Source organism: Haemophilus parainfluenzae (assembly GCF_014931375.1).
Taxonomy (GTDB): domain Bacteria; phylum Pseudomonadota; class Gammaproteobacteria; order Enterobacterales; family Pasteurellaceae; genus Haemophilus_D.
In genome coordinates, this window is sequence record NZ_CP063117.1 from 23,244 (window position 1) to 49,011 (window position 25,768).

Sequence of the window (25,768 nt, forward strand, 5' to 3'; positions counted from 1 at the left end):
TCAAGGAAATGTTTGCTTTTTACACTGTTTTTTACAAAAAATTTACATTTTAACGTTTGCGTAAAAAGCGAACATTAAAAAAGTACTCAGGATGGGCTAATCACATGGGTTTAATCCCTCTCAAACAAGTAAAAAAACACGATGAAAATCAACCGCACTTTTGCCTCTTTTAGAATATTATCCTTTACCACTTTCTCAATACCAGCATACCCCTTTATGAGTATTTTTATTTTAAAGTTTGATCAACCTCAAAGTTTTGAAAAAAAACCTTAGGAAAACTACTGCTTTTTGGTATCTTATGCTTGCGTTGAGCTATTTTTATGAGTGAATTCAAAAGCTTAATAGGAATTGTTCGCATTTAAAATTGTTTTTTTATTCTTTCCTAATGGAGTGATTATCGTGAACGCATTGAGAAAAAGCCTTGTTTTGGCCACTTCTTTCGCAGCTTTAGGTGTGTATAACTCAGCGATGGCTGAAATGGTATACAAGCCTGTTGAACAACCTGTGGAAGCACCAAACCCTAATTTAAAAATCGAAGCAGTGAATGAAAAATTTGCTGAGAAATATCCTAGCCAATTCAATTCGTGGAAAGCGACTGAAAAAGGTGACAAAATTATCTACGCCGACGAACAAGATCCTCGTTTAATCGTGTTATGGGGCGGCTATTCTTTTGCAAAAGAATATAACGCACCTCGTGGTCACGTTTATGCAGTAGAAGATGTACGTAATATTTTACGTACTGGTGCGCCCAAAAATGCAAATGATGGCCCACAACCAATGGCATGTTGGACTTGTAAAGGTCCAGACGTTCCTCGTTTAATTGCAGAATGGGGTGAAGATGGTTACTTTGGTGCCAAATGGGCTAAAGGTGGACCAGAAATTGTCAACTCGATCGGTTGTGCTGACTGTCACGATACGACCTCTAAAGACTTTGCTGAAGGCAAACCTGCATTACGTATTGCTCGTCCACACGTTCTTCGTGCATTAGATCACTTAAATAATGCACTTCAAGCAAAAGCAAAAGCTGAAGGTAAAGAACAAGCTAACTTAAGCTTTAACACAGCTGCTCGTACTGAAAAACGTGCTGAAATCTGTGCAAACTGTCACGTTGAATACTACTTCGCGGGCGACTTAAAACAAGTAACCTACCCGTGGAACAACGGTCAAACTGTTGATGACATCGAAAAATACTACGATGATATCGGCTTCAGTGACTGGACTCACTCTCTTTCTAAAGCACCAATGTTAAAAGCGCAACACCCTGACTTTGAAATTTGGTCTTTAGGTATGCACGGTAAAAACGGCGTAACTTGTATCGACTGTCACATGCCTAAAGTACAAGGTAAAGACGGTAAAGTTTACACCGACCACCAAATCCAAAACCCATTCGATGCATTTGATACCACTTGTGCAAACTGTCACGATCAAAGCAAAGAAAAACTTAAAGACATCGTTGCTTCACGTAAAAAAGAAGTGAAAGATGTAATGGGTCGTTTAGAAGATCAAGTTGTTCGTGCTCACTTTGAAGCGAAAGCGGCATGGGATGCAGGTGCAACTAAAGAAGAAATGGAACCTGCTTTAATGGATATCCGTCACGCTCAATGGCGTTGGGACTACGCAGCAGCAAGCCACGGTGGTCACATGCACGCACCTGATGTAATGCTTCGCGTATTAGGTTCTGGCATAGACAAAGCAGCGGATGCACGCGCTAAACTTGCAGCAATCTTAACTAAACACGGCGTGAAAACTCCGGTTGAAGTACCAGATATTTCTACAGCTGATAAAGCATGGAAAGTAATGGGTATCGATATCGAAAAAGAACGTCAAGCGAAAAAAGAATTCTTAGAAACTGTTGTACCTCAATGGGTAAAAGAAGCGAAAGCCAATGGCAAATTAGCTGAAGATACCGCAACAAAACAATAAAAAAAGAACCGCACTTTGTAACTAAAGTGTCGAAGTGCGGTCATTTTTAACCATATATTTGAGGTAATCAGAATGAATTTAACTTCTTTAATCAGCAAATCGGCAAAATCCCTTGCATTGCTTGCAATGCTTGCGGCAATGCCAATGGCTGCAAGTGCGGAAGAGATGGCAAAAACACCTGCCTCTCAACTCACTTATGAGCCACAATTGGATAACCAACGTGATCCAAACCAATATTGTGCAAAATGTCACAAATTTGACAAAGTCGATAAAAACCAAACTTTAGATCAATCTGGTGGTGAATTACACTTTGGTAAATTCCACGGCGCACACTTAAATCAAAAAAGCCCTAACACAGGTAAACCGATTAACTGTGTAAACTGTCACGGTAATATTTCGGAAGATCACCGTCGTGGTGCAAAAGATGTGATGCGTTTTGATGGCGATATCTTTGGTGATAAAAAACCAATGTATAGCGCACAAGAACAAAACCAAGTTTGTTTTGCTTGTCACCAACCTGCAAAACTTCGTGAAAAACTTTGGGCGCACGATGTTCACGCAATGAAATTGCCTTGTGCAAGCTGCCACACATTACACCCGAAAGATGATGCGATGAAAGGTATTCAACCGAAAAATCGTGTGAAACTTTGTGTAGATTGCCACGGCGAACAACAAAAACGCAAAGCGGCAAAAGACGCACAATCACAAACGCAATCAACCGAACAAAAGGATAAATAATGACAGCTTGTTCACGCCGAAACTTTGTTTCCGGCATGGGGGCACTAATCCTTATGACGGGGACATCAGTTACCTCTTTAGCGAAAGAGGAAAAGGCGGATAAACCGAAACGCTATGCAATGGTACACGACGAAACAGCTTGTATCGGCTGTACCGCTTGTATGGATGCTTGTCGTGAAACAAACCACGTTCCTGAAGGCGTTTCACGTTTGGAAATTCTCCGTAGCGAACCTTATGGCGAATTCCCAAATCAAGAATACGAGTTTTTCCGTCAATCTTGCCAACATTGTACAAACGCCCCTTGTGTGGCTGTTTGTCCAACCGGTGCATCATTTATTGATCCTGAAACAGGTATCGTCGATGTGCATAAAGATCTTTGTGTAGGTTGCCAATACTGTGTTGCAGTTTGTCCTTACCGCGTACGTTTCATTCACCCAGTACACCGTACTGCGGATAAATGTAACTTCTGTCGCGATACAAACCTAGCAGCTGGCAAACAACCTGCTTGTGTAGAAGCTTGTCCAACCAAAGCATTAACCTTTGGCGATATGAATGATCCAAGCAGTGCAGTTTCCCGCAAAGTGAAAGAAAATCCGGTTTATCGCACTAAAGTGGAATTAGGTACTCAACCAAATCTTTACCATATTCCATTCCAACACGGGGAGCCAAGAAGATGACATTAGATTATCCTGTTCCGTTTCACACACCTAATTTGGTGTGGGATTCAACAATCGCTATCTATTTGTTCTTACTTGGTATTTCTTCCGGTGCGGTACAATTAGCGATTGCTTATAAACGTAGTCACAAATTAGAAAATCCTAGCAAAAACTGGATTATCCGAGCGGCCGCCGTTTTAGGTTCTGTGCCAACATTAATTGGTTTAACCCTGTTAATTTTCCACTTGGCACGTCCTTGGACATTCTGGAAATTGATGTTTAACTATCAATTCAACTCTGTAATGTCTATGGGGGTAATGTTATTCCAAGTTTATATGCTGTTCTTGGTATGTTGGTGTGCGGTTATCTTCAAAGAAGATATCATGGCGTTCATTCAACGTTTTATGCCAAAACTTGGCTTCGTCGGTAAAATTATCAATGTATTAGAACGTTTAACTGGTCCTGTAGAAGTTATTCTCTTCATCTTAGCCGCTGTGCTAGGGGCTTATACCGGTTTCTTACTTTCAGCATTGATCAGTTACCCAATGTTAAATAACCCTGTTCTACCAGCGTTATTCTTGGCTTCAGGTACCTCTTCAGGTATCGCTGCAACCTTCTTATTTATCCTCATTGCAGGTAAATTAAAAGGTGATAGCCATGAATCACACTTCATTCACAAATTTGAAGTGCCAATTATGGTAACTGAACTTGGTTTATTAATCTGTTTCTTTGTTGGTCTACACTTCGGTGGTGGTCAGAAAGTGGTTGCATTACACAATGCTCTTTCCGGCTTCTGGGGGGCTGTGTTCTGGATTGGGGTATTCTTAATTGGTATCTTAATTCCACTATTTGCCAACCTTGCCGTAAAAGACAACTTAAAATACAACAAGAACTTTATTATCCTTGTGTCAATCTTCGACTTAATCGGGGTTCTCTGCTTACGTTACTTCATCTTGTATGCAGGACAACTTACCGTTGCGTAAGGATAAATTTCTTATTTAATCAAAAGGCGTATACAATACGCCTTTTGTTTATTTAGAAGACTAAAGTGCGGTTAATTTTACGTATGTTTTTCATGCTTAAAATCAACCTTATTTTGTAAAATACAACCTTTGATACTGAAGAATACTATGCTTCCCGAACTCGGATTTCTCTCATTACTCTTCGCCACCACTGCAGCGCTCTTACTTTCCATCGTGCCGCAAATTGGTATTTGGCGAAATAAACCCACTCTCACCAATACAGCTTGGGGATTAAGCTATTGCTTCGGTATTTTTACAAGCGTATCCATCGGTATTCTCGCCTACTCTTTTGCGACAGATGATTTCACATTGGAATACGTCGCGGCGCATTCTAATTCTCAACTACCGACATTTTTCAAAGTGGCCGCCACTTGGGGCGGGCATGAAGGCTCCATTTTATTTTGGCTTTTCACATTAAGTCTTTGGTTGGTGGCTTTTGCTTTTTTCTCTCGCAAAAATGACCGCTCTTTTTCTGCTCAAACCCTCTCTTTACTCGGCTTAATTTGTCTTGGGTTTGCTATTTTCATTTTGTTCTACTCCAATCCATTTGGACGTGCATTCCCTGCCCCAGCAGAAGGGCGAGATCTCAACCCAATGCTGCAAGATATCGGCTTAATTTTCCACCCGCCGCTTTTATATGTGGGTTATGTGGGCTTTGCCGTTAACTTTGCCATGTCCATTTCAGCTTTAATCTTTAATCGTTCTGCACAAGCAATTGCGCGTGCAATGCGAGCTTGGGTTCTCGTTTCTTGGTTATTCTTAACATTAGGGATCGTGCTCGGTGCATGGTGGGCATATTACGAATTAGGCTGGGGCGGCTGGTGGTTCTGGGACCCAGTAGAAAATGCTTCACTTATGCCATGGTTATTGGGACTCGCACTTTTACACAGTTTGATGGTGACTGAAAAGCAAGGCATGTTTAGCTACTGGACAACACTCTTTTCCCTACTCGCTTTTGCATTCAGTGTATTAGGCACATTTATTGTCCGTTCAGGCGCATTAACTTCCGTGCACGCCTTTGCTTTAGATAGTTCCCGTGGTTATGTGTTATTGCTCATTTTCTTCTTACTGACTGTCGGCTCGCTCAGCTTATTTGCGCTACGCACAAATACCAACGAAAGTGCGGTCAAATTTCCACTCATTTCTAAAACTGGGGCGATTTTAGGTTTAAACATCGTATTGACCGTGGCCACCGTCAGCACATTCTTAGGCACTTTCTATCCAATGCTATTCCAAGCCATGAATTGGGGCAGTATTTCCGTAGGAGCCCCTTACTTTAATAGTATTTTCTTACCCTTGCTTACGTTAGTGCTTTTTGCCATGGCGGGCACTCTTTGCTTAGGCTGGTTTAAAGCCGATAAGAAACACTTTTTCAAACGCTTGTTATTACTCATTCCTGCAGCAGTGATGGCTTATGGCATGATTTGGAATGCGTTGCAAAATGACAGTGCGTTACGTTTCCATTTCTTCGCTTATGTGTTGCTCACCCTCGCTATTTGGGTATTATTCGTCACCTTATGGCAAAATTGGGCAAAAGTCAGACTTGCCTATTTCGGGATGATTCTCGCACACTGTGGCGTGGCTATTGCGACAATGGGCGCCGTGATGAGTAGTTACTTTGGCAGTGAATTAGGTGTTAGACTTGCACCACAACAAAGCCAGCAATTAGGTCAATTTGAATTCCATTATGATCGTTTTTCCAATGAAATTGGGCCAAACTTTACCGCCGAAGTTGCTTTCTTTAACGTGTCAAAACAAGGCAAACCTTACGCTGAAATTGTACCAGAACGCCGCTATTACGACGTTCGTACCATGACCATGAGTGAAGTGGGTTTAGATGCTGGTCTTTGGGGCGATTTATATATTGTGATGGGCGATAACTTAGGCAAAGGTGAGTTCACATTCCGCTTACATTACAAACCACTTATTCGCTGGTTATGGCTCGGAGGCATTTTAATGGCACTTGGCGCATTATGTTCAGCCATCAATTTGAAGAGAAAACGCGATGAATAAAAAGTTTATTTTGTTTTTACCACTGATTTTATTATTGAGCGTTTGCTTACTGCTTTTTGTTGGTTTGCATAAAGATCCCAAACAAATTGCCTCTGCACTCATTAATAAGCCCGTGCCGGAATTCTATCAAGCAAATCTACTTGAACCGAGTCAAATTGTCAGCCCAAGAGATTTCCCAAAGAAACCTTTTCTGCTTAATGTGTGGGGAAGTTGGTGTGGCTATTGCCAACAAGAACACCCTCTTTTGATGGAAATATCAAAAGAAGTCCCCATTGTTGGAATCGACTATCGTGACAAACCTCAAAATGGCATTGCGATGCTCGAACGCATGGGCAATCCGTTCATACTTACCATTGACGATAGCCGTGGTGAATTTGCGATGCAATTGGGCGTAGATGGTGCCCCAGAAACCTATGTTGTCGATGAACACGGCATGATCCGTTATCGTCATTCTGGCTATATGGATCGTGAAACGTGGCTCACTGAGATCAAACCAAAACTTGATGAATTAACAAAAAAGTAAAATGAAAAAATTAACCCGATTTCTGACCGCACTTTTACTGACTTTCGCCCTTTTTGCTCACGCAGAAATGGTGGATACCTATGCGTTTAAAAACCAAGCCGATCGTACTCGAGCTGTTGAACTGGCAAAATCTTTACGTTGCCCACAATGTCAGAATCAGAATTTAGTTGAGTCCAATTCGCCGATTGCTTATGACTTACGTATTGAAGTCTATAAAATGGTAGATGAAGGAAAAACGAATCAGCAAATTATCGACACGATGACAGCACGTTTTGGTAATTTCGTGAACTATAAGCCCCCTTTCCAATGGAATACCGCACTCCTCTGGCTATTGCCTATTTTGCTATTAATTGGTGCTTTTGCATTGATTTTGTTTTCCACTAAAAAATCAGAAGACGCCCCCAAACCACTTGAAAATCAACCTCATACAGCGCCTAAAGAAGAAAAAAGTGCGGTCAAATTTGAAACCAAATCCGCTATTTGGGTCTTTGCAATCTTATTGATTCTTCCTTTAAGTTATTACTTCTCCCTTGATCGTTTTGAGCGTGTTCAACAAGGCGAAAAAGAGATGGTTGAGCTTGCCAATAAAAAAGCCGATACATCAATGGTGCATCAAAAAGAAGATATGGTGCTCAAAATTCAAAATAAAATTCGAGAAGATGTGAATAACCCTGAGCTTTGGGCTCAGCTTGGTGATGCCTATATGCAAAATGATGAATTTGATCATGCGCTCATCGCCTATAGCAATGCAGAAAAAATTTCAGGCATAACACCGGCTATTTTAGGCTTAAAAGCAACCGCACTTTATTATCAAGCAGGTCAAAATATCACACCACAAATCCAGCAAATAATGGATGAGGCGTTAAAACAAGATAAACATGAAATCTCGGTAATCACATTATTGGCGACTGAAGCTTTTAAAAATCACGAAGCTGAAAAAGCCAAAGCTTATTGGCAGCAATTATTAGATTCAGGTAATGCTGCCGTGGATCGTCGTACTGTCATCCAACGAATCAAAATGATAGACTATTTTGAAAAAGGGCAAGTATCACAATAAATTATGAGTCGCTATTCAGAAAATATCATTATTGGAGCCGGTGCAGCCGGCTTATTTTGTGCCGCTCAGTTAGGCAAACAGGGCAAACAAGTCACAATTTTTGATAACGGTAAAAAAATTGGTCGAAAAATTTTAATGTCTGGCGGTGGATTCTGTAATTTCACCAATATGGAAATTACGTCTGGCCGTTATATCAGCCAGAACAAACACTTCGTCAAATCCGCCTTAAAACGTTATACACAATGGGATTTTATTGCTTTAGTCGCTGAGTATGGCATTCCTTACCACGAAAAAGAATTAGGTCAGTTATTTTGTGATAACGGTGCAGAAGATATCGTAAAGATGCTCGGAACGGAATGTGACAAATACGGTGTTCACATTCAACTACGAAGCGAAGTGAGTGATGTTGAAAGCGTTGAACACAGCACTAATGCACGGTTCAAATTAAAGGTAAATGCGATTGAATGGCAATGTCGAAATTTGATTATTGCCACGGGTGGGCTCTCTATGCCTGGCTTAGGCGCTTCGCCTTTTGGCTATCAAATTGCAGAACAATTTGGATTAAATGTGATTCCTCCGCGAGCAAGTCTTGTGCCATTCACGTGGCGAGAAAGTGAAAAATTCTACGCGGCACTATCCGGAATTTCATTAGACGTAGCGGCAACAAATCAAAACAAAACCTTTACTCACCAAATGCTATTTACCCATCGTGGTTTATCAGGCCCTGCTATTTTACAGATCTCCAATTATTGGCAACCGGGTGAAAGCATTCATTTAGATTTATTGCCCTATAACAACATTCGTCATCATTTGGATGAAATGCGTCAATCTTCACCTAAATTACAATTAAAGACCGTATTAAGTCGATTATTACCAAAAAAATTAGTCGAACTTTGGTTAGAACAAGGCTTGATTCAAGACGAAGTGATTGCAAATTTAAGTAAAGTGCGGTTAGAAAATCTAGAGAATTTAATCCACAACTGGCAATTTATACCTAATGGCACTGAGGGCTACCGAACGGCTGAAGTCACGATGGGTGGTGTCGATACTCATGAAATCTCATCTAAAACCATGGAAGCGACAAAGATTAAAGGCCTCTATTTTATTGGTGAAGTGCTCGATGTTGTTGGCTGGTTAGGTGGTTACAACTTTCAATGGGCATGGAGTTCTGCTGCCGTTTGTGCAATGGGGATTGCTGAAGGCTAATAATTCTCTGCATTAATTATTTTCATCATAAATGAAAAAATCATTACTTTGATCATGAAATATCCTTACGTTAAAATCAGCATACGAAAATAAAAAAGAAGGATATAAACATGACATCAAGAACACTTCCCTTTCACGCTGATACAGTCGGTTCATATTTACGTTCTCAACCTTTAAAAGAAGCCCGTGCAAAATTTGCAGCAGGTGAAATTTCTCGTGAACAATTAACGGAAGTTGAGGATCAAGAAATTGCTAAATTGGTACAAGCTCAGTTAGATGCTGGTATTCAAGTCATCACTGATGGGGAATATCGCCGTGCATTTTGGCATATTGATTTCTTAGAAAACCTAAATGGCATCGAAGGTTATCACCCTGAACATGGTTATAAATTTAATGGTGTGGAAACCAAACCTTACAATACTCGCTGCTGCGGTAAAGTATCTTGGAATCCAAACCACCCATTTATCAAACATTTTAAAAAATTAAAAGACATTGTTGGAGATTGCGGTGTCGTAAAATATACCATTCCAAGCCCAAATCAATTAATGTATCCAATTCAATGGGATACTGGCGTTTATGCGACACGTGCAGAATTTGCCAAAGATGTTCAACAGGCTTATAAAGATGCGATCAAAGCCTTCTATGATGCAGGTTGCCGTTATTTACAATTTGATGATGTATATTGGGGATCACTCTGTAACAATCACTTAAAACCTGAATTTGAAGCAGATAAAGCACAAGCGCTTGAAAATATTCAAGTTGTATTAGCTGCTAAACCAGCTGATATGGTTATCACAACGCATGTTTGCCGTGGCAATTTCCGTTCAACCTATTTATTAACCGGTGCATACGATCCTATTGCGGATGCGTTATTTGGCCAAACCCAATACGATGGCTACTTCCTGGAATATGATGATGAGCGTTCTGGTGGGTTTGAACCATTAAAACACTTTGCCAATAATCCACACAAAGGCCGAGTCGTATTAGGCTTAATCAGTTCAAAATTCCCTGAATTAGAAGATAAAGCGGCTATTAAATCTCGCATTGAAGAAGCGACTAAATATGTTCCACTTGAACAGCTTTGCTTAAGCCCACAATGTGGTTTTGCGTCAACCGAAGAAGGGAATATCATGACGGAAGCACAGCAATGGGCAAAAGTCCGTTACGTTGAAGAAATTGCTAAAGAAGTATGGGGTGAAGATTAATTCATTTCATAAAAACATACTGTTTTTTAACCGCACTTTTGTAATCTGAGAGCGTAGCAATACGCTCTTTTTTATTACTTCCTTTCAATAAATAAAAAAGCTGATGTTATTCACATCAGCTTTTCATTATCAATTTGTCACTAGATTTGCGTTAAATCAACGTTTTTCGTTTCTTTTGAGGCTAATAACGCTAACAAGGTTAAGAATGCATTAATGGCTAAATAAATCCCCACGCCCATTAAGCCATAAAGTGCATTGATTTTTAATGAAATCATTGCCGCAATGGTTGCCCCGATAATGGATGCAATATTGTAGGCTAAAGAAGCGCCAGAATAACGTACTTCCGTTGGGAATAATTCAGGTAATAACGCCGCCATTGGACCAAATGTCATGCCCATTAATGCCATACCAATTACTAAGAAAGCAAATACAGAAGCTGGTGTACCGTTTCCAAGGAATAATGGCATACATAATGCAAAAATTAAAATGCTGACCGTTGTCCAAATTAACCATTTGCGACGACCGATTTTATCTGCATAAAGACCTGAAATACTGATAAAAATCGCAAAAACGATCGCACTCATTAAAAGTAATCCCGTGAAGGTATTGGCAGGAATGCCTAACCCCATAGGATAGCCCGCTTCTGAAAGGGTTGCCGGTGTACGAGAATACGCTTGAGCAAAGGCAGTCATAATATAGAACAAGGAATAAGTCGCCACCATAATAAAGGTACCAATCACCATCGGTTTAAAGTGTTTAGTAAATACCACACTCACCGGTGCTTTTAATTTTTTCCCTTTTTCTTCCGCTTCAACGAAGACATGGCTCTCATGTAAAGTTAAACGAACATACAACCCAACTAAAACTAAAGCTAAAGAAGAAACAAACGGGATACGCCATGCCCACTCAACAAGGGCTTGTTGCCCCCAGAAATAGCTCACTAAGAAGAAGGTCGCATTAGCCACAAATAAACCAATTGGCGCACCTAATTGAGGGAATGTGCCATACCAAGCTCGTTTTCCTTCTGGCGCATTTTCTGTTGCCACTAAAGCAGCACCGCCCCATTCACCACCAAGACCAATCCCCTGACCGACTCGGCAAATACATAACAAAATCGGTGCCCAAATACCAATTTGAGAATAAGTCGGCAATAAACCGATAACGACCGTCGATCCGCCCATTAAAACCAAAGAGGCGACCAAGGTTTTCTTACGGCCAATCTTATCACCGAAGTGCCCAAATAAAGCAGAGCCAATTGGACGAGCAAAGAACGCTAAGGCTAGTGTTGAAAGAGAAAGCAAATCATCTGAAAGCGGATCGCCACTATGGAAGAATTGCGTGTTAAAAACTAATACTGCCGCAGCGGCATAGATATAATAATCGAAGAATTCAATTGCGGTACCCACCATAGAGGCTAAAGCAACCTTAAGTGGATCATTACGAAGTTGTGAGGACATTTTGCTTCCTTAAGAGTCAAATAAAATGAAAGGGCTAAATCCTAGCATTTCCCTTAAGGTTGAGCAATTTTTAATACGATATTTTCGATTTTTTCAGCAAAATATGTCGGATTTTCTAAATGTGCATTATGACCAGCGTCAGGAATAAGCGTTAAATTGAGTTGATTAGCCTCTGCCATTTGACGAAACTTCTGATCTCGCTCACCACAAAAATAAAAAAATGGCAGCAAACTTGACCGCACTTTCTCTCGAAAATCAGGCTGTTTGGCAAGGCTAGTGGCTAATAACATATGACCAATGTTTGCCCCACAATTGGCTTTTCGCTTGTCAATTAATGCTTTGCGTTGCTGATGATTTAAATGAGAAAAAACAGGCTGTTGATACCAATCTTCGAGCACGGTTTCAGGCTTTTCATGAAAAAAACACTCAGCCCACATTTCGTCATTGACCAAACGACTTTGCTTTTCTTGCTCAGACTGTAAACCTAAATTCGCCCCTTCTAAAATGACGGCCTTTAAATGCCCTATTTTCACTTTCGCTTGCAGTGCATAATATTGTGCGATTCGTCCACCAAGTGAATAACCGATTAAGATATAAGGCTCATTTTTTATGAGATGTTGAATTTGTTCTTCAAGGCTCTGAGCGGTTTGCTCAAAATCTTCAACGGCAACAGCTTTATTCTCTCCATGAAACGGTAAATCGAGAGAGAGACAACGAAAGTGCGGTAGATTTTCAATGACTTTTTGCCAATCTGATTTCGTGCCTAATAGGCCGTGGAGAAAAACAAGATTCATCATAATAATGCCATATAAAGAAATCCCCTCTATATAAGAGGGGAAAAAATTATTCACCAATCACCGCGTGGCTGATTTGTTCAATCAAGCGCTTATAGGTTGCGCTGCCGTCACTTGGGTTTGTTTTGATTTCAATTAATGTCGCACGGCGGCGAGTATAAGCTTGTTTTAACACGGAGCTTAAATCTGCCCAGGTGTAAGGCAAGGCATATTTTAAGCCAAACATTGCCGCGACTTGAGAGAAATCACCATTATGTGGCAAGCGATAGAACTGCTCTTTCACCTCTTCATCCACTGGCAACATATCAAAGATTGCGCCACCATTATTGTTAATCACAAAAATAATGGTTGGTTGAGTCACATTCTTAAATAAGGCTAAAGAGTTTAAATCATAAAGCGTAGACGTATCACCAATCATGGCCACCACAGGTTGATCGGCACCGATACCAATACCTGCAGCCGTTGCTAATAAGCCATCAATTCCGCTTGCACCACGGTTGGTATAAATCGGATACCCTTCGGGTAATTTGGTTAACGCATCAACCAAACGCACAAAAAGACTGTTTCCTAAGAACAAAATACCGTTGTAAGGTAAAACACGCTCAATATGATGTGCTAATGAGGCTTCATTAAGATTGCCACCGACCTGTTGTTCAATAAAAGTTGAACAGAATTTTGAAAGCGCAAGTGGTTCGAGTAACCAAGGCTTTTGACGCAATGGCGGGTGTGCACGTAACCAATGATGAGCTTTGGCGTTAAAGCGAGTTTGCGTATGGTGGTTTGGATCAACTGCATTTTGACTTTGCTCCACCACCCAAAATTCACCTTGGAATTCCGCTAAGAATTGGTTAATACGTTTACTGATAAAACGAGAACCAAATTGAATCACGATATCAGCTTGAAGTAATTTTTGCTTCACCGTTTGGTTTGCTAGCCAAATATCTGCATAAGGCATGAGAGGCTCAACACCTGATTGAATATCCGTAAGCAAAATCCACCCCATGGTATTTGCCCATGAGTTAATGCCCATTGCTTGTTCAGGCGTTAATTGTCCTGCCACAATCACACCACGTTTCGTACGCCAAGTATCCCAATTCTCGTGCATCAACACTTCTTGTTGTAATGGCTGATGATCAACCCAATTTTTAGGCTGACTTAACCAACGTTGAATTGGCATTAACCACGGATGGCCGTCAATTTCTTGTTCTTGCGCATTATAAAGTGGCTCTGCAAAAGGTACATTAATATGTACCACGCCTGGTTGTTGTTTTTGTTTATAGCAAGCTTGTTCTAACGTAGAAATTAACCATTTCGCCGCATAATCTGCTTGAGGCTTTGGTAGATTGACACTTGCCACTGGGTAATCAGCAAACATATTTTGTTGCACGATAGCTTGATTCGCACCACATTCCCATAATTCAGGTGGGCGATCAGCGGTAAGAATAATTAAATTCACGCCTGTTTGACGAGCTTCAATAATCGCAGGATATAAATTTGCTGCTGCAGTACCCGAGGTGACAATCACGGCAACAGGCGCTTGAGTAGATTTTGCAATCCCCAACGCAAAAAAGCCTAAGCCACGCTCATCAAAATGACTATGGCACGTTGCTCGAGAGGCATTTTGTAAACGCACAGCTTCTAGCGTTAAAGGTGTTGAGCGAGAACCAGGCGCAATACAAAAGTGACTCACTCCTTGGTGAACCAAGGTTTCTAAGATCACTTTTGACCAACAACGATTAAATACGCTTACAGACATTCTTCTTATTCTCCGTTATTCTCTGCAAACAGGGAAATGAGCCCTGCCGCTTTACGTTCAATTTCTAACCACTCTTCTACAGGTTGTGAGCCTTCCACAATACCGGCTCCAGCAAATACACGCACTCGGTTTTCTTCAATAAAAGCCGAACGAATGGTGACGCAAAATTCTGAAAGATGTTGACTCATCATGCCTAATGTACCGGCATACCAACAACGATCAAAAGTTTCAATTTCAGCCAAGGCTTTCTTTGCTTGCTGCTGTGGTAAGCCTGATACAGCCGCCGTTGGATGAATCGCCTTCAGTAAATCGGCATCCGTACAAAGTGCGGTCAATTTTGCTTGCATTTTTCGAATCAAATGCTGCACTTTGCGTAATGACTTTAATGCGACATCATCAACAGTAATTTGTTCCACTAAGTGACTGATATTTTGTGAAATATCCTCAACTACCAACCAGTTTTCATTGAGGTTTTTTTCATCATTTAACAGCCAATTCGCACGTTCATCATTTTCACTTGGATTATCACTAACAGGTGCTGTGCCCGCAAGCGCCTCCGTAAATAACTGACGATCATCTCGTGCGAATAAGCGTTCAGGCGTCGAACCTACAAAACAGTGTTCAGCATTATCTGCCCATAAAAAATGGTAACAACCACTATTTTTTGCTTGGCTTGCTGCAAGAAAATCTTTTCCGTTTAACTCACCCTGAAGACCAAACACGGTTTCATTCGCCAAAACAAGCTTGGTTAATTCCCCTTGTCGAATTCGACTGAGTGCTTGATTGACCCAATCGCACCACGTTTCTTGGTTTGCTTTTGGCACCATGCTTTCGATGGTTAATTGATTAAGTGGTAAAAGTGCGGTCGTTTTTTCGAATGAATTCAATACCGCTTTTGCCAGATTAAGCTCATTTGTTTCAACAAAAACTGAAATCTCAGTCTCGCCATGTTGTTGTTCAATTAAAACTTGAGGCAAAATAAACTGGCTTTCACCTTGAAACTGTAAACCACCGACTAAAGGGAAATCGTGTTCTTGGATAAATTGCTGTGCCAAATTCACATCTGAAAATGACCGCACTTTCCCCACCGCTGCGACGGTTTTATCTTCATCACGAAAACGTAAATAAAATTGTGGATAAACAAGTTGCCCCTTCATCCATGCCAAAAGATCAACACCCAATTTCATCTTCGTCTGAAGACGTGCAATAGCGGATTGCTGATCAGTTGTCACCAAGGTTTCAAACTGGCGAATTAGCTCAGATTTAGCTTGTTCTAAAGGGCCCATGAAAAATAATAAAACACACAAAAAATTAGCCCATATTCTACCGCACTTTAATACATTCAAAAAATTTTTTTATTAAATCTTTTCAAGATAAGAATTTAAGCGTAAATTAGACGTAATTTTTGAATGAAAATCTAATTATCATAGGATGTTATTAATGAGATCTTTTCCGAAATCAGACAAATTAGAACACGTTTGCTACGATATTCGTGGACCGGTTCACAAAGAAGCTTTACGCCTAGAAGAAGAAGGCAATAAAATTTTAAAACTGAATATCGGCAACCCTGCCCCATTTGGTTTTGAGGCGCCTGATGAAATTTTAGTTGATGTTATCCGCAACCTACCATCTGCACAAGGTTACTGCGATTCGAAAGGGTTATATTCGGCACGTAAGGCTATCGTGCAATACTATCAATCTAAAGGTATTCATGATGCGACAGTAAACGATGTGTACATCGGAAATGGTGTATCTGAATTGATTACTATGTCCATGCAAGCACTTCTCAATGATGGTGATGAAGTCTTAGTTCCAATGCCAGACTATCCATTATGGACAGCGGCTGTGACCTTAGCGGGCGGAAATGCAGTACATTATTTATGTGATGAAGAGGCTGGTTGGTTCCCTGCTATTGATGATATTCGCGCAAAAGTCAATGCCAAAACCAAAGCTATCGTCGTGATCAACCCGAACAACCCAACGGGTGCAGTTTATAGCAAAGAGTTACTTGAAGAAATTATCCAAGTTGCACGTGAAAATAATCTGATTATTTTTGCAGACGAGATTTATGACAAAATTCTCTACGATGGTGCTGTCCACCACCATATTGCAGCTCTTGCACCAGATGTATTAACCATTACATTCAATGGCTTATCAAAAGCGTATCGTGTTGCGGGTTTCCGTCAGGGTTGGATGATTTTAAATGGTCCAAAACAACATGCTAAAGGCTATATTGAAGGCTTAGATATGCTGGCATCTATGCGTTTATGTGCAAATGTGCCAATGCAACACGCCATTCAAACCGCATTAGGTGGCTATCAAAGTATTAATGAATTTGTTCAGCCTGGTGGTCGTTTGCTAGAACAACGCAATAAAGCCTATGAGTTGCTCACTCAAATCCCGGGTATTAGCTGTGTAAAACCAATGGGAGCGATGTATATGTTCCCGAAACTCGATATCCAAAAATTCAACATTCATAGTGATGAAAAATTTGTGCTCGATTTATTACGTAAAGAGAAAGTACTTCTCGTGCACGGTAAAGGCTTTAACTGGCATTCACCGGATCACTTCCGTGTGGTGACACTTCCTTATACCGGTCAATTAGAAGAAGCCATTGGCAAATTGGCACGATTCTTAGAGACTTATCGTCAATAATAAAAAAGAGCGGTTAATTAACCGCTCTTTTTTATTTCATGATTTATAACTATGCCCAGAAATAACGCACCACATGGAGGAAAATAGGTGCGGAGAAACAAAGTGAATCCATTCGATCTAAAATACCACCATGGCCACTGATCATATTCCCCCAGTCTTTCACACCCATACTGCGTTTCATTGCTGACATCACGAGCCCCCCTAAGAATCCCATTAAGCAAATTAACAGACTCATTAAAAAGGCTTGCCATGCATTAAATGGTGTCAGCCAATGAAGCAACATACCCAATAAACTTGCGCTTAATACCCCACCAACAAAACCCTCTACTGTTTTAGATGGCGATAAGGTTGGTGCAATTTTATGCTTACCGAAAAGTTTACCCCAAACGTATTGCAACACATCACTTGACTGTACTACCAAGATTAAGAAGATCATTAATAAAAGATTTTTTCCTTCATAACCAGAGATATCAAGGGTCAATAAAGCGGGAATATGTGAAATACAGAATACACTAATCATCAATGCCCACTGAATTTTTGTTGAACGATCTAAGAAATGCGCCGGATCGCCGAGTAATGCCGACAGAATAGGTAAAAATAAGAAGCCATATACGGGAATGAAAATGGTGAACATGCTAAACCAATCAATGGCGACTAAAAAATATTGCAATGGCAAGATCACATAAAAACAAGCGGCTAGCGCAAGATGATCGCCTCGACGAATATTCAATAGAGAAAGAAACTCACGCAATCCCATAAATGAAATAATCAAAAAGAGCCCAATTACGCCATAAAAGCCCAATAAACTCGCAATAAAGATAATCCCAATCATCACCCACCAAGCATTGATGCGTGCATTCAGGTTATCAATAACGCTATTTGGTGTATCCACACCCGATCTGCGTTTTAAAATATATCCTACTGAGGAAGCAAATATTAAGGCGATAAATAAACCACCGAAGAGTTGCCATATTTCTGTCATCATTTGCTCCTAAGATTTGCCTTTTTCACTGACATTTAAACTTAATAATGCTGATTGAGCACGTGTTAAAAAGGCCTCTTTAGCCTCTCCGTTCTCAATCTTTAATGGTTCGCCAACATAAAGATCACATAATAATGGGATCGGTAAAATAAAGCCTTTTGGTAAAACATTATTCATATTACTAATCCAAACGGGCACAAACTCACAATCAGGGTTTTCTTTGGCTAAATAAAACAATCCACTTTTAAACGGCTGAAGTGGTAAATCACCATCCATCTTACGAGTTCCTTCAGGAAAAATAATCAGGGAGTCATTGACTAATGCTTCACTCATTTGTCGTATGGCTGCTTTTGGATCTTGGCTATTACGCTCAATCAGTAACATATTAAACACTTTATAGGCTAGAAAGCGGCGAATCGCACCTTTCGTCCAATAATCTTTGCCTGCAACAGGACGTGTTTGCTTTCTCACTTCATAAGGTAATGAAATCCAAAGTAAGATAAAATCACCATGGCTGTTATGATTAGCAAAATAGACACGATGCCCTTCTGAAGATTGTTCAGCTATCGCTGCTTGAGGTCGAACACCTGTAATAAAAGAGGCAAAACGACACAATAAAAAATCGATTAATCTCGCGATCATATTTACTCCTATTACTCCGTCACTTCCGCTAATCCATTTTTTACTCGCTTAATACAAGTCACGATGAGCAAGATAATCAGGATATTCGCTACCCACCAGAAAAGTGAATGCAAACTACCACTCACCGCATAGAGTAAACCGAGTACACCAAACACAAACGCACGATCGCTTTTACCCATTGGGCCATCATAACGACGCGTTTTGCCTTGAACTTGCCCCAAAATACCACATAACTCACTCAACGCGGCAAGCCAAATAATACTTGAGATTTGAACGCCATCAAAAGGTGCGACAAAAGCAAAAGGAAGGTAAAGTGCTGCATCAGAGACGACATCAGTGATCTCATTAAGATAGACGCCTAATCGACTTTTTTGATTAAATTCACGTGCGAGCATGCCATCAATGGCATTCAACGCCATACGCAAAAACAACCAAATAGGGATAAGGAAGAAAAGAGAAGAAAATGTCGGAAATAGTGCGAGAACCACACCGAGTAAAATAGAAAGTAAGCAGGCAATTAGCGTAACTTGATTTGCCGTTACGCCTTTTGCCGCTAATTGCCTAACTAAAGGTCGAAGTAAATTCTGAAATTTGGGTTTTAAGGCATAGATACTCATCTACCATCTCCTTGTTTTTATTAAAAAACATAAATATGTTTCCAATAATAGGACGGTATAGAGTATTACTCAAGTTTTTTATTCATCCATATAACCTAAACTTCTTAAGGCACGTTCATCATCCGCCCAACCGGACTTCACTTTTACCCAAAGTTCAAGGTGTACTTTATTATCAAATAAGCGTTCCATGTCAGCACGCGCTTCCATACCAATGGTTTTAATTTTTTGCCCTTGAGCACCGATCACCATTTTCTTTTGGCCTTCACGCTCAACTAAAATCAAGCCATTGATTTCATAAGTACCACGCTCATTTACTTTAAATTGTTCAATTTCAACCGTTACCGAATAAGGTAGCTCTTCCCCTGTGAAACGCATTAATTTTTCACGAATAATTTCTGATGCCATAAAACGCTGTGAACGATCCGTTACATAATCTTCAGGGAAGTGATGAACGCCTTTACGTAATGATTGACGAACAATTTTCTCTAATTGATGGACATTATTACCACGTTGTGCAGAAATCGGCACAATGTGAGCAAAGTTAAACTTGCTGCCTAAATCTGTAATAAATGGCAATAAATCATCTTTATTCTTAATATTATCAACTTTGTTGATGGCGAGTACGACAGGTGCTTTCGCATTACGTAATTTGTTTAACACCATTTCATCATCGGCATTCCAATGTGTACCATCCACGACGAAAATAATGAGATCTACATCCCCGATTGCCGAGCTTGCTGCACGGTTCATTAAACGGTTAATCGCGCGTTTTTCTTCGATATGAAGCCCCGGCGTATCTACGTAAATTTCTTGGTAGATACCTTCCGTTTTAATTCCCACAATACGATGACGTGTAGTTTGCGCCTTGCGAGATGTAATCGAAATTTTTTGTCCTAAAATTTTATTTAACAGGGTGGATTTCCCTACATTTGGGCGACCTACTATAGCGATAAAGCCACAATAGGTCTCTTGTTCTTGATTTAATTCGGTCATTTAATTTCCAATGTTTTTAAGATTTGTTCTGCGGCCGCTTGTTCTGCTTTACGGCGGCTAGAACCTTTCGCAATAAAAGTGCGGTCAATATTGGGTACATTTTTTACTGTACATTCTACGGTGAAGGTTTGGCAATGGGCTTCGCCTTCAATTTTTATTACTTCATAGGTTGGTAAGGCAAAATGCTTACCTTGTAAATACTCTTGCAAGCGCGTTTTGGCATCTTTTTGGTTATCACCCGGTTTAATTTCGGCGAGTAACGTTTTATACCAGCTACGCACAATATCTGCCGCTTTATCAAAGCTTGAATCTAATGCCATTGCGCCAATTACTGCTTCAACACAATCCGCCAAAATCGATTCACGACGAAAGCCACCACTTTTCAATTCACCAGAACCTAAGGACATATAATCCCCAAGCTCAAAATTGCGGGCAATCATCGCCAGGGTTGGCTCACGAACTAATGTGGCACGCATTCTGCTAAGTTCACCTTCATTACAACGAGGGAATTGATGATAAAGCGCATCCGCGATGACATAATTGAGAATCGAATCACCTAGAAATTCTAGGCGTTCATTATGTTGAGTGGAGGCACTGCGGTGTGTCAGTGCCAATTTTAAATTTTTTAGATCGGAAAATTGATAACCAATTTTTCGTTCTAGACGATCTAAATGATTCATATTAATTAATTTTTGTAAAGAAACGGTCTAAACGGAAGCCTGTAGGCCACTCATTTGGTTCTTTTTCTAAACTCATCCAAATATAAGTGGCTTTACCCACGATATTTTTTTCTGGTACAAATCCCCAAAAACGGCTGTCATCACTATGATCACGGTTATCCCCCATCACAAAATATTGCCCTTCAGGCACAATCCATTCAGCAGTAGGTAAGCCTTCTTGTGGATAGAATTCAATCCCCGAATAACGGCGCATTGGCTCCACTAAAATACTGTGTGTCACGTCACCGATTTCCAAATATTCCACTTGCGTTGGGAATGCTGGATTTGTGGGTTCTTGTTTATATTCAAACGCTTTAGTTTGGCAATCTACTTCGCAAGGTTTGCCATCTTTGCCATAAACCAGTGTTAGAGCACTTTTTTCAACATCAAGGATAATGCGGTCACCGCCTTTCCCTATAATACGTTTAATGTAATCTACACCAGACATATTGTTTTTAGATGTTAACGCAAGATTTTCAGCATAAGCCGCTCGTGTTGCCCCTAAACTTGTACGAAGTAACGCTTGCTCCGGTGCTTTAAACACAATTACATCACCACGTTCTGGTTTGTTACCTTCAATAATCGTATTTTGGAAAATAGGATCTTTAATGCCATAAGTATATTTGTTCACGACGAGGAAATCCCCTACGCGCAAGGTCGCTTCCATTGATCCAGATGGAATTTGAAATGGCTCAAAAATAAATGAACGCACAAGGAATACCACGGATAACACAGGGAAAAGCGAAGAAATAAATTCTGAGCCTTCTGAAATAGGCTCAATTTTCGCTTTTTCTTCATCCGTTAATGCTTTGCCTGAGCGTTGTTCTGCGCGTGCGATTTGACGACGACGTCTTGGCATCACGGCAAAGCGGTGATAACACCATAAAATGCCAGAAAGTGCGGTCAAAATCAGCAATAAAATGCTAAATGTGTTAGGCAGTTGGAAATGGTCTAACGCTTTCCAACCGGCAAAGCCCACGACTAACAACAGAATAAAAAATACATTCGACATAGCTCTTTCCTATTTATCCTTACCAACGTGTAAGATCGCTAAAAATGCTTCTTGCGGTACTTCCACGTTACCTAAAGACTTCATTCGTTTTTTACCTTCTTTCTGTTTCTGTAAGAGTTTTTTCTTACGACTCACGTCACCACCATAACATTTTGCTAATACGTTTTTACGCAATTGTTTTACCGTTGAACGAGCAATAATGTGGTTACCAATCGCTGCTTGGATCGCGATATCAAATTGTTGACGTGGAATAAGCTCGCGCATTTTTTCAACTAACTCACGACCACGATAAGGCGCATTATCTTTGTGAACAATTAACGCTAACGCATCAACACGATCACCGTTGATCATTATATCCACGCGCACCATGTCTGCCGCTTGGAAACGTTTGAAACCATAATCCAAAGAGGCATAACCGCGAGAAGTTGATTTCAAGCGATCGAAGAAATCTAATACTACTTCGCCCATTGGGATTTCATAAGTTAATGCAATTTGGTTACCGTGATACACCATATTGGTTTGTACGCCACGTTTTTCCACACAAAGGGTAATCACGTTACCTAGGAATTCCTGTGGTACCAACATATTACATTCCGCAATGGGCTCGCGAATTTCCGCAATATTATTTAACGGTGGCAGTTTTGATGGACTGTCCACATAAACTACTTCACCATTGGTCATTTCGACTTCATAAATTACAGTTGGTGCCGTGGTAATCAAATCAAGATCGTATTCACGCTCTAAACGCTCTTGAATGATCTCCATGTGTAAAAGCCCCAAGAAACCACAACGGAAACCAAAACCTAAAGCCGTCGAGTTTTCTGGCTCATAGAAAAGTGATGCATCATTTAGGCTTAATTTACCCAACGCATCACGGAAAGCTTCATAATCGTCAGAGCTAACAGGGAATAAACCAGCATAAACCTGCGGTTTTACTTTCTTAAAGCCTGGCAATACATGACTTGCCGGATTGTGTTGATGGGTTAAGGTATCCCCTACTGGGGCCCCTAAAATATCTTTAATCGCACAAACAACCCAACCTACTTCGCCGGTATTTAATACTGTTGTATCCACTTGTTTTGGCGTGAAAATACCTAGACGATCGACGTTGTAAGCTTGCCCAGTGGACATTACTTTGATTTTGTCACCTTTACGCAACACACCATTCTTAATACGAACTAATGACACCACGCCTAAATAATTATCGAACCAAGAGTCAATAATCAACGCTTGTAACGGTGCATCAGGATCACCTTCTGGTGCAGGAATTTTCGCAACAATTTCTTCTAATACATCTTCAATACCTACACCGGTTTTCGCCGAACAACGTACCGCTTCCATCGCATCAATACCCACTATGTCTTCAATTTCTTCTGCAACACGTTCAGGATCCGCTGCTGGCAAGTCGATTTTATTTAAAATCGGCACGACTTCTAAATCCATTTCAATGGCGGTGTAGCAGTTTGCCAAGGTTTGTGCTTCTACGCCTTGTCCTGCATCCACAACTAATAATGCCCCTTCACAAGCTGCAAGAGAGCGCGATACTTCATAAGAGAAGTCCACGTGCCCTGGTGTATCGATAAAGTTTAATTGGTAAGTTTCACCGTTTTTGGCCTGATAATTTAAGGTTACACTTTGGGCTTTAATGGTAATGCCGCGCTCACGCTCAAGATCCATGGAATCCAACACCTGCGCTTCCATTTCACGATCCGAAAGCCCCCCACAGGTCTGAATTAATCGGTCAGAAAGGGTCGATTTACCGTGGTCAATATGGGCAATAATAGAAAAGTTGCGAATATTCTTCATAAATAGATTAGTTTTCTCAAAAATCATTAAATTTAACTGGCGGATTGTACCTGAAAAGCGCGGAAATCGCTAGGGATGAAAGGGAAAAGTGCGGTCAAATTTTCAAACCTTTTAGATAAAACAAAACCCCGAATTACTTCGGGGTTTCTTTTTCCATTCAAACTGAAATTATAGACTTTCAGTGAAAGTACGAGTAATAACGTCGCGTTGTTGTTCTGGTGTTAAAGAGTTGAAGCGTACTGCGTAACCAGAAACACGGATAGTTAATTGAGGGTATTTATCCGGGTTGTTTACTGCATCTTCTAAAGTTTCACGACGTAATACGTTTACGTTTAAGTGTTGACCACCTTCAACTTTAACAGTTGGTGCTACGTTTACCGGTAATTCACGGTATTCGATTTGGCCTAATTCGCTCACTGCTACTACTTGGTCTTCTGCGAATTCAGCTTTTGCACATAAACAACGAGCTTCATTTTTTTCGCTGTCTAATAACCAGAATGAGTTTAAAAGATTGTCATTTGCTGCTTGAGTAATTTGAATACCTTTGATCATAAAGTGCCTCCTAATTTGGCGGTTGTATATTTATTAAACTGTGCAAATTTTATCAAACTATTTGAAGAATTCAATTAATTTTGACCTAAAACAGGTTCTTTTTTCTGACTAATTTTTGAAAATTGATCTAGATTAAAGTTTCAGCCACAGCAAGGCCTCAACACACTCTAACTTTTAACAAACTGTTAACATAACTCGAATGAAGCCTTTCTAAGCAATTTCATTTATAATGTGCTCAAGCTTATCCAATAAGGAAATACAGAATGAAAACCTGGACAGATGTTATCGGTCAAGAGAAAGAAAAACCTTACTTTAAACACATTCTACAACAAGTTCATCAAGAGAGACTCGCGGGGAAAACTATTTACCCTCCGCAAGACGAAGTGTTTAATGCCTTTAAATATACGGCATTTGATGAGGTGAAAGTCGTTATTTTAGGACAGGATCCCTATCATGGCCCAAATCAAGCGCACGGTTTAGCTTTTTCGGTAAAACCCGAAGTGGCCATTCCGCCCTCTCTGCTGAATATGTATAAAGAATTGACTAATGATATTCCTGGTTTTCAAATGCCAAATCATGGCTACTTGGTGAAATGGGCGGAGCAAGGTGTACTACTGCTTAACACCGTACTAACTGTAGAGCGCGGCATGGCACATTCACACGCTAAATTTGGTTGGGAAGTTTTTACAGACCAAGTAATTGCAGCACTTAATGAACACCGTGAAAAAGTCGTATTTTTACTTTGGGGAAGTCATGCACAGAAAAAAGGGCAATTTATTGATCGCAATCGTCATTATGTTTTAACTGCCCCACATCCTTCTCCCCTTTCTGCACATCGTGGTTTTTTAGGATGTCATCATTTTTCTAAAACTAACGAATATTTAAAACAACATGGTTTAACTGAAATTGATTGGCAAGTTTAAGATTGCGACTCAACATCAAGCGGGAGATTCTTTTCCCGCTTTTCTTCCTTTTTCTGCTCTCGTCTTTTTTTAAAAAAATCACTCAATTTCTGACCGCACTTTTCTGCGAGCACGCCAGAGGTAATTTCTAATGTGTGATTCATTTTATAATCATCAAAGAAATGAAAGCGAGAACCTACTGCCCCCGTTTTATAATCTGACGCACCGAAGACTAAACGTTTAATGCGGCTATGTAAAATCGCACCCGCACACATAGTACAAGGCTCAAGGGTGACATAGAGTGTGGTATTGAGCAGGCGATAATTTTGAATATTTTGCGCTGCGTTACGCAATGCGACAATTTCAGCGTGAGCGGTTGGATCATTTTCAATGATAGATAAATTCCAGCCTTCACCGAGAATATTTCCTTCATCATCCACCAACACCGCCCCGACAGGAATCTCACCGAGTGCTTCTGCACGATCGGCAAGCATCAGAGCGTGTTGCATAAATTTCTCGTCTAAATCTGACCGCACGT

24 protein-coding genes are annotated in these 25,768 nt (G+C 40.4%); 11 read left to right on the plus strand and 13 right to left on the minus strand.

Annotation, left to right across the window (positions count from 1 at the left end):
* Positions 1–399: 399 nt before the first annotated feature.
* The 9 genes from nrfA to INP95_RS00150 all read left to right on the plus strand — a co-directional run bounded on the left by nrfA (position 400) and on the right by INP95_RS00150 (position 10,343).
* Positions 400–1,923, plus strand: a complete 1,524-nt coding sequence (gene nrfA, locus INP95_RS00110; RefSeq protein WP_197560659.1) for an ammonia-forming nitrite reductase cytochrome c552 subunit — start codon at positions 400–402, stop codon at positions 1,921–1,923.
* A 72-nt stretch (positions 1,924–1,995) separates the two neighbouring features.
* On the plus strand, positions 1,996–2,661 hold the full coding sequence (gene nrfB, locus INP95_RS00115) for a cytochrome c nitrite reductase pentaheme subunit (RefSeq protein WP_115912313.1): 666 nt from the start codon (positions 1,996–1,998) through the stop codon (positions 2,659–2,661).
* Positions 2,661–3,338: a cytochrome c nitrite reductase Fe-S protein gene (gene nrfC / locus INP95_RS00120; RefSeq protein ID WP_005695543.1), complete on the plus strand. Its 678-nt coding sequence runs from the start codon at positions 2,661–2,663 to the stop codon at positions 3,336–3,338. Before nrfB ends, nrfC begins: the two co-directional genes overlap by 1 nt.
* Entirely contained in the window at positions 3,335–4,300 is a 966-nt protein-coding gene (nrfD, locus tag INP95_RS00125; RefSeq protein ID WP_111387462.1) for a cytochrome c nitrite reductase subunit NrfD, read from the plus strand. Before nrfC ends, nrfD begins: the two co-directional genes overlap by 4 nt.
* 147 nt (positions 4,301–4,447) lie before the next feature.
* A complete protein-coding gene (nrfE, locus tag INP95_RS00130; protein ID WP_197560660.1) occupies positions 4,448–6,352 on the plus strand; it encodes a heme lyase NrfEFG subunit NrfE in 1,905 nt (634 codons plus the stop codon).
* Positions 6,345–6,875, plus strand: coding sequence for a DsbE family thiol:disulfide interchange protein (locus INP95_RS00135; protein WP_005697924.1), 531 nt, complete (start codon positions 6,345–6,347; stop codon positions 6,873–6,875). The genes nrfE and INP95_RS00135 overlap by 8 nt, the downstream gene beginning before the upstream one ends.
* Position 6,876: 1 nt before the next feature.
* Positions 6,877–7,932 (plus strand): heme lyase NrfEFG subunit NrfF, encoded by a 1,056-nt coding sequence (gene nrfF / locus INP95_RS00140; protein ID WP_065243011.1) that lies wholly within the window; start codon positions 6,877–6,879, stop codon positions 7,930–7,932.
* Between the two features lie 3 nt (positions 7,933–7,935).
* Positions 7,936–9,138, plus strand: coding sequence for a BaiN/RdsA family NAD(P)/FAD-dependent oxidoreductase (locus INP95_RS00145; protein ID WP_065243012.1), 1,203 nt, complete (start codon positions 7,936–7,938; stop codon positions 9,136–9,138).
* Between the two features lie 110 nt (positions 9,139–9,248).
* Positions 9,249–10,343, plus strand: a complete 1,095-nt coding sequence (locus INP95_RS00150) for a 5-methyltetrahydropteroyltriglutamate--homocysteine S-methyltransferase (RefSeq protein ID WP_197560661.1) — start codon at positions 9,249–9,251, stop codon at positions 10,341–10,343.
* A 140-nt stretch (positions 10,344–10,483) separates the two neighbouring features.
* On the opposite strand, the gene INP95_RS00155 is transcribed toward INP95_RS00150, so the two are convergent.
* Genes INP95_RS00155 through INP95_RS00170 form a run of 4 tightly spaced genes read right to left on the minus strand, consistent with a single transcriptional unit; the run spans position 10,484 to position 15,636 of the window.
* Positions 10,484–11,800: an MFS transporter gene (locus INP95_RS00155; RefSeq protein ID WP_049363035.1), complete on the minus strand. Its 1,317-nt coding sequence runs from the start codon at positions 11,798–11,800 to the stop codon at positions 10,484–10,486.
* 53 nt (positions 11,801–11,853) lie between these two features.
* Entirely contained in the window at positions 11,854–12,597 is a 744-nt protein-coding gene (menH, locus tag INP95_RS00160) for a 2-succinyl-6-hydroxy-2,4-cyclohexadiene-1-carboxylate synthase (protein ID WP_197560662.1), read from the minus strand.
* Positions 12,598–12,643: 46 nt separating this feature from the next.
* Complete coding sequence (gene menD, locus INP95_RS00165; RefSeq protein WP_197560663.1) at positions 12,644–14,350, minus strand: 2-succinyl-5-enolpyruvyl-6-hydroxy-3-cyclohexene-1-carboxylic-acid synthase; 1,707 nt, start codon at positions 14,348–14,350, stop codon at positions 12,644–12,646.
* Positions 14,351–14,355: 5 nt separating this feature from the next.
* Complete coding sequence (locus INP95_RS00170) at positions 14,356–15,636, minus strand: isochorismate synthase (protein ID WP_197560664.1); 1,281 nt, start codon at positions 15,634–15,636, stop codon at positions 14,356–14,358.
* A gap of 154 nt (positions 15,637–15,790) precedes the next feature.
* Between INP95_RS00170 and INP95_RS00175 the strand changes: the two genes are divergently transcribed.
* Positions 15,791–17,005 carry a pyridoxal phosphate-dependent aminotransferase gene (locus INP95_RS00175; RefSeq protein ID WP_005697883.1) on the plus strand — a complete coding sequence of 405 codons (1,215 nt, stop codon included), beginning with the start codon at positions 15,791–15,793 and terminating at the stop codon, positions 17,003–17,005.
* A gap of 49 nt (positions 17,006–17,054) precedes the next feature.
* Here INP95_RS00175 and INP95_RS00180 read toward each other — a convergent pair whose 3' ends face one another.
* The 8 genes from INP95_RS00180 to grcA form a co-directional block, all read right to left on the minus strand.
* Entirely contained in the window at positions 17,055–17,987 is a 933-nt protein-coding gene (locus tag INP95_RS00180) for a phosphatidate cytidylyltransferase (protein WP_186821521.1), read from the minus strand.
* 9 nt (positions 17,988–17,996) lie between these two features.
* Positions 17,997–18,629, minus strand: coding sequence for a lysophospholipid acyltransferase family protein (locus tag INP95_RS00185; RefSeq protein WP_197560665.1), 633 nt, complete (start codon positions 18,627–18,629; stop codon positions 17,997–17,999).
* Positions 18,630–18,640: 11 nt separating this feature from the next.
* Positions 18,641–19,246, minus strand: coding sequence for a CDP-alcohol phosphatidyltransferase family protein (locus INP95_RS00190; RefSeq protein WP_197560666.1), 606 nt, complete (start codon positions 19,244–19,246; stop codon positions 18,641–18,643).
* Positions 19,247–19,324: 78 nt separating this feature from the next.
* A complete protein-coding gene (gene era, locus INP95_RS00195) occupies positions 19,325–20,239 on the minus strand; it encodes a GTPase Era (protein WP_005695525.1) in 915 nt (304 codons plus the stop codon).
* Complete coding sequence (rnc, locus tag INP95_RS00200; protein WP_005699979.1) at positions 20,236–20,919, minus strand: ribonuclease III; 684 nt, start codon at positions 20,917–20,919, stop codon at positions 20,236–20,238. Before rnc ends, era begins: the two co-directional genes overlap by 4 nt.
* A gap of 1 nt (position 20,920) precedes the next feature.
* Positions 20,921–21,970 (minus strand): signal peptidase I, encoded by a 1,050-nt coding sequence (gene lepB, locus INP95_RS00205; protein WP_005700021.1) that lies wholly within the window; start codon positions 21,968–21,970, stop codon positions 20,921–20,923.
* Between the two features lie 9 nt (positions 21,971–21,979).
* Positions 21,980–23,776, minus strand: coding sequence for a translation elongation factor 4 (gene lepA / locus INP95_RS00210; RefSeq protein ID WP_032827441.1), 1,797 nt, complete (start codon positions 23,774–23,776; stop codon positions 21,980–21,982).
* 168 nt (positions 23,777–23,944) lie between these two features.
* A complete protein-coding gene (gene grcA, locus INP95_RS00215) occupies positions 23,945–24,328 on the minus strand; it encodes an autonomous glycyl radical cofactor GrcA (RefSeq protein WP_005697846.1) in 384 nt (127 codons plus the stop codon).
* Between the two features lie 248 nt (positions 24,329–24,576).
* Here grcA and ung point away from each other — a divergent pair, with 248 nt between their 5' ends.
* Positions 24,577–25,251, plus strand: coding sequence for a uracil-DNA glycosylase (gene ung, locus INP95_RS00220; protein WP_258172059.1), 675 nt, complete (start codon positions 24,577–24,579; stop codon positions 25,249–25,251).
* Here ung and tadA read toward each other — a convergent pair.
* On the minus strand, positions 25,248–25,766 hold the full coding sequence (gene tadA / locus INP95_RS00225; RefSeq protein WP_152682592.1) for a tRNA adenosine(34) deaminase TadA: 519 nt from the start codon (positions 25,764–25,766) through the stop codon (positions 25,248–25,250). The genes ung and tadA overlap by 4 nt on opposite strands.
* Positions 25,767–25,768: the final 2 nt, after the last annotated feature.

Bases quoted from the DNA above. Each gene is read 5' to 3' on its own strand.
- nrfB (WP_115912313.1), top strand. From the start codon at position 1,996: ATGAATTTAACTTCTTTAATCAGCAAATCGGCAAAATCCCTTGCATTG.
- nrfC (WP_005695543.1), top strand. From the start codon at position 2,661: ATGACAGCTTGTTCACGCCGAAACTTTGTTTCCGGCATGGGGGCACTA.
- nrfD (WP_111387462.1), top strand. From the start codon at position 3,335: ATGACATTAGATTATCCTGTTCCGTTTCACACACCTAATTTGGTGTGG.
- nrfE (WP_197560660.1), top strand. From the start codon at position 4,448: ATGCTTCCCGAACTCGGATTTCTCTCATTACTCTTCGCCACCACTGCA.
- INP95_RS00135 (WP_005697924.1), top strand. From the start codon at position 6,345: ATGAATAAAAAGTTTATTTTGTTTTTACCACTGATTTTATTATTGAGC.
- nrfF (WP_065243011.1), top strand. From the start codon at position 6,877: ATGAAAAAATTAACCCGATTTCTGACCGCACTTTTACTGACTTTCGCC.
- INP95_RS00145 (WP_065243012.1), top strand. From the start codon at position 7,936: ATGAGTCGCTATTCAGAAAATATCATTATTGGAGCCGGTGCAGCCGGC.
- INP95_RS00150 (WP_197560661.1), top strand. From the start codon at position 9,249: ATGACATCAAGAACACTTCCCTTTCACGCTGATACAGTCGGTTCATAT.
- INP95_RS00155 (WP_049363035.1), bottom strand. From the start codon at position 11,800: ATGTCCTCACAACTTCGTAATGATCCACTTAAGGTTGCTTTAGCCTCT.
- menH (WP_197560662.1), bottom strand. From the start codon at position 12,597: ATGATGAATCTTGTTTTTCTCCACGGCCTATTAGGCACGAAATCAGAT.
- menD (WP_197560663.1), bottom strand. From the start codon at position 14,350: ATGTCTGTAAGCGTATTTAATCGTTGTTGGTCAAAAGTGATCTTAGAA.
- INP95_RS00170 (WP_197560664.1), bottom strand. From the start codon at position 15,636: ATGGGCCCTTTAGAACAAGCTAAATCTGAGCTAATTCGCCAGTTTGAA.
- INP95_RS00175 (WP_005697883.1), top strand. From the start codon at position 15,791: ATGAGATCTTTTCCGAAATCAGACAAATTAGAACACGTTTGCTACGAT.
- INP95_RS00180 (WP_186821521.1), bottom strand. From the start codon at position 17,987: ATGACAGAAATATGGCAACTCTTCGGTGGTTTATTTATCGCCTTAATA.
- INP95_RS00185 (WP_197560665.1), bottom strand. From the start codon at position 18,629: ATGATCGCGAGATTAATCGATTTTTTATTGTGTCGTTTTGCCTCTTTT.
- INP95_RS00190 (WP_197560666.1), bottom strand. From the start codon at position 19,246: ATGAGTATCTATGCCTTAAAACCCAAATTTCAGAATTTACTTCGACCT.
- era (WP_005695525.1), bottom strand. From the start codon at position 20,239: ATGACCGAATTAAATCAAGAACAAGAGACCTATTGTGGCTTTATCGCT.
- rnc (WP_005699979.1), bottom strand. From the start codon at position 20,919: ATGAATCATTTAGATCGTCTAGAACGAAAAATTGGTTATCAATTTTCC.
- lepB (WP_005700021.1), bottom strand. From the start codon at position 21,970: ATGTCGAATGTATTTTTTATTCTGTTGTTAGTCGTGGGCTTTGCCGGT.
- lepA (WP_032827441.1), bottom strand. From the start codon at position 23,776: ATGAAGAATATTCGCAACTTTTCTATTATTGCCCATATTGACCACGGT.
- grcA (WP_005697846.1), bottom strand. From the start codon at position 24,328: ATGATCAAAGGTATTCAAATTACTCAAGCAGCAAATGACAATCTTTTA.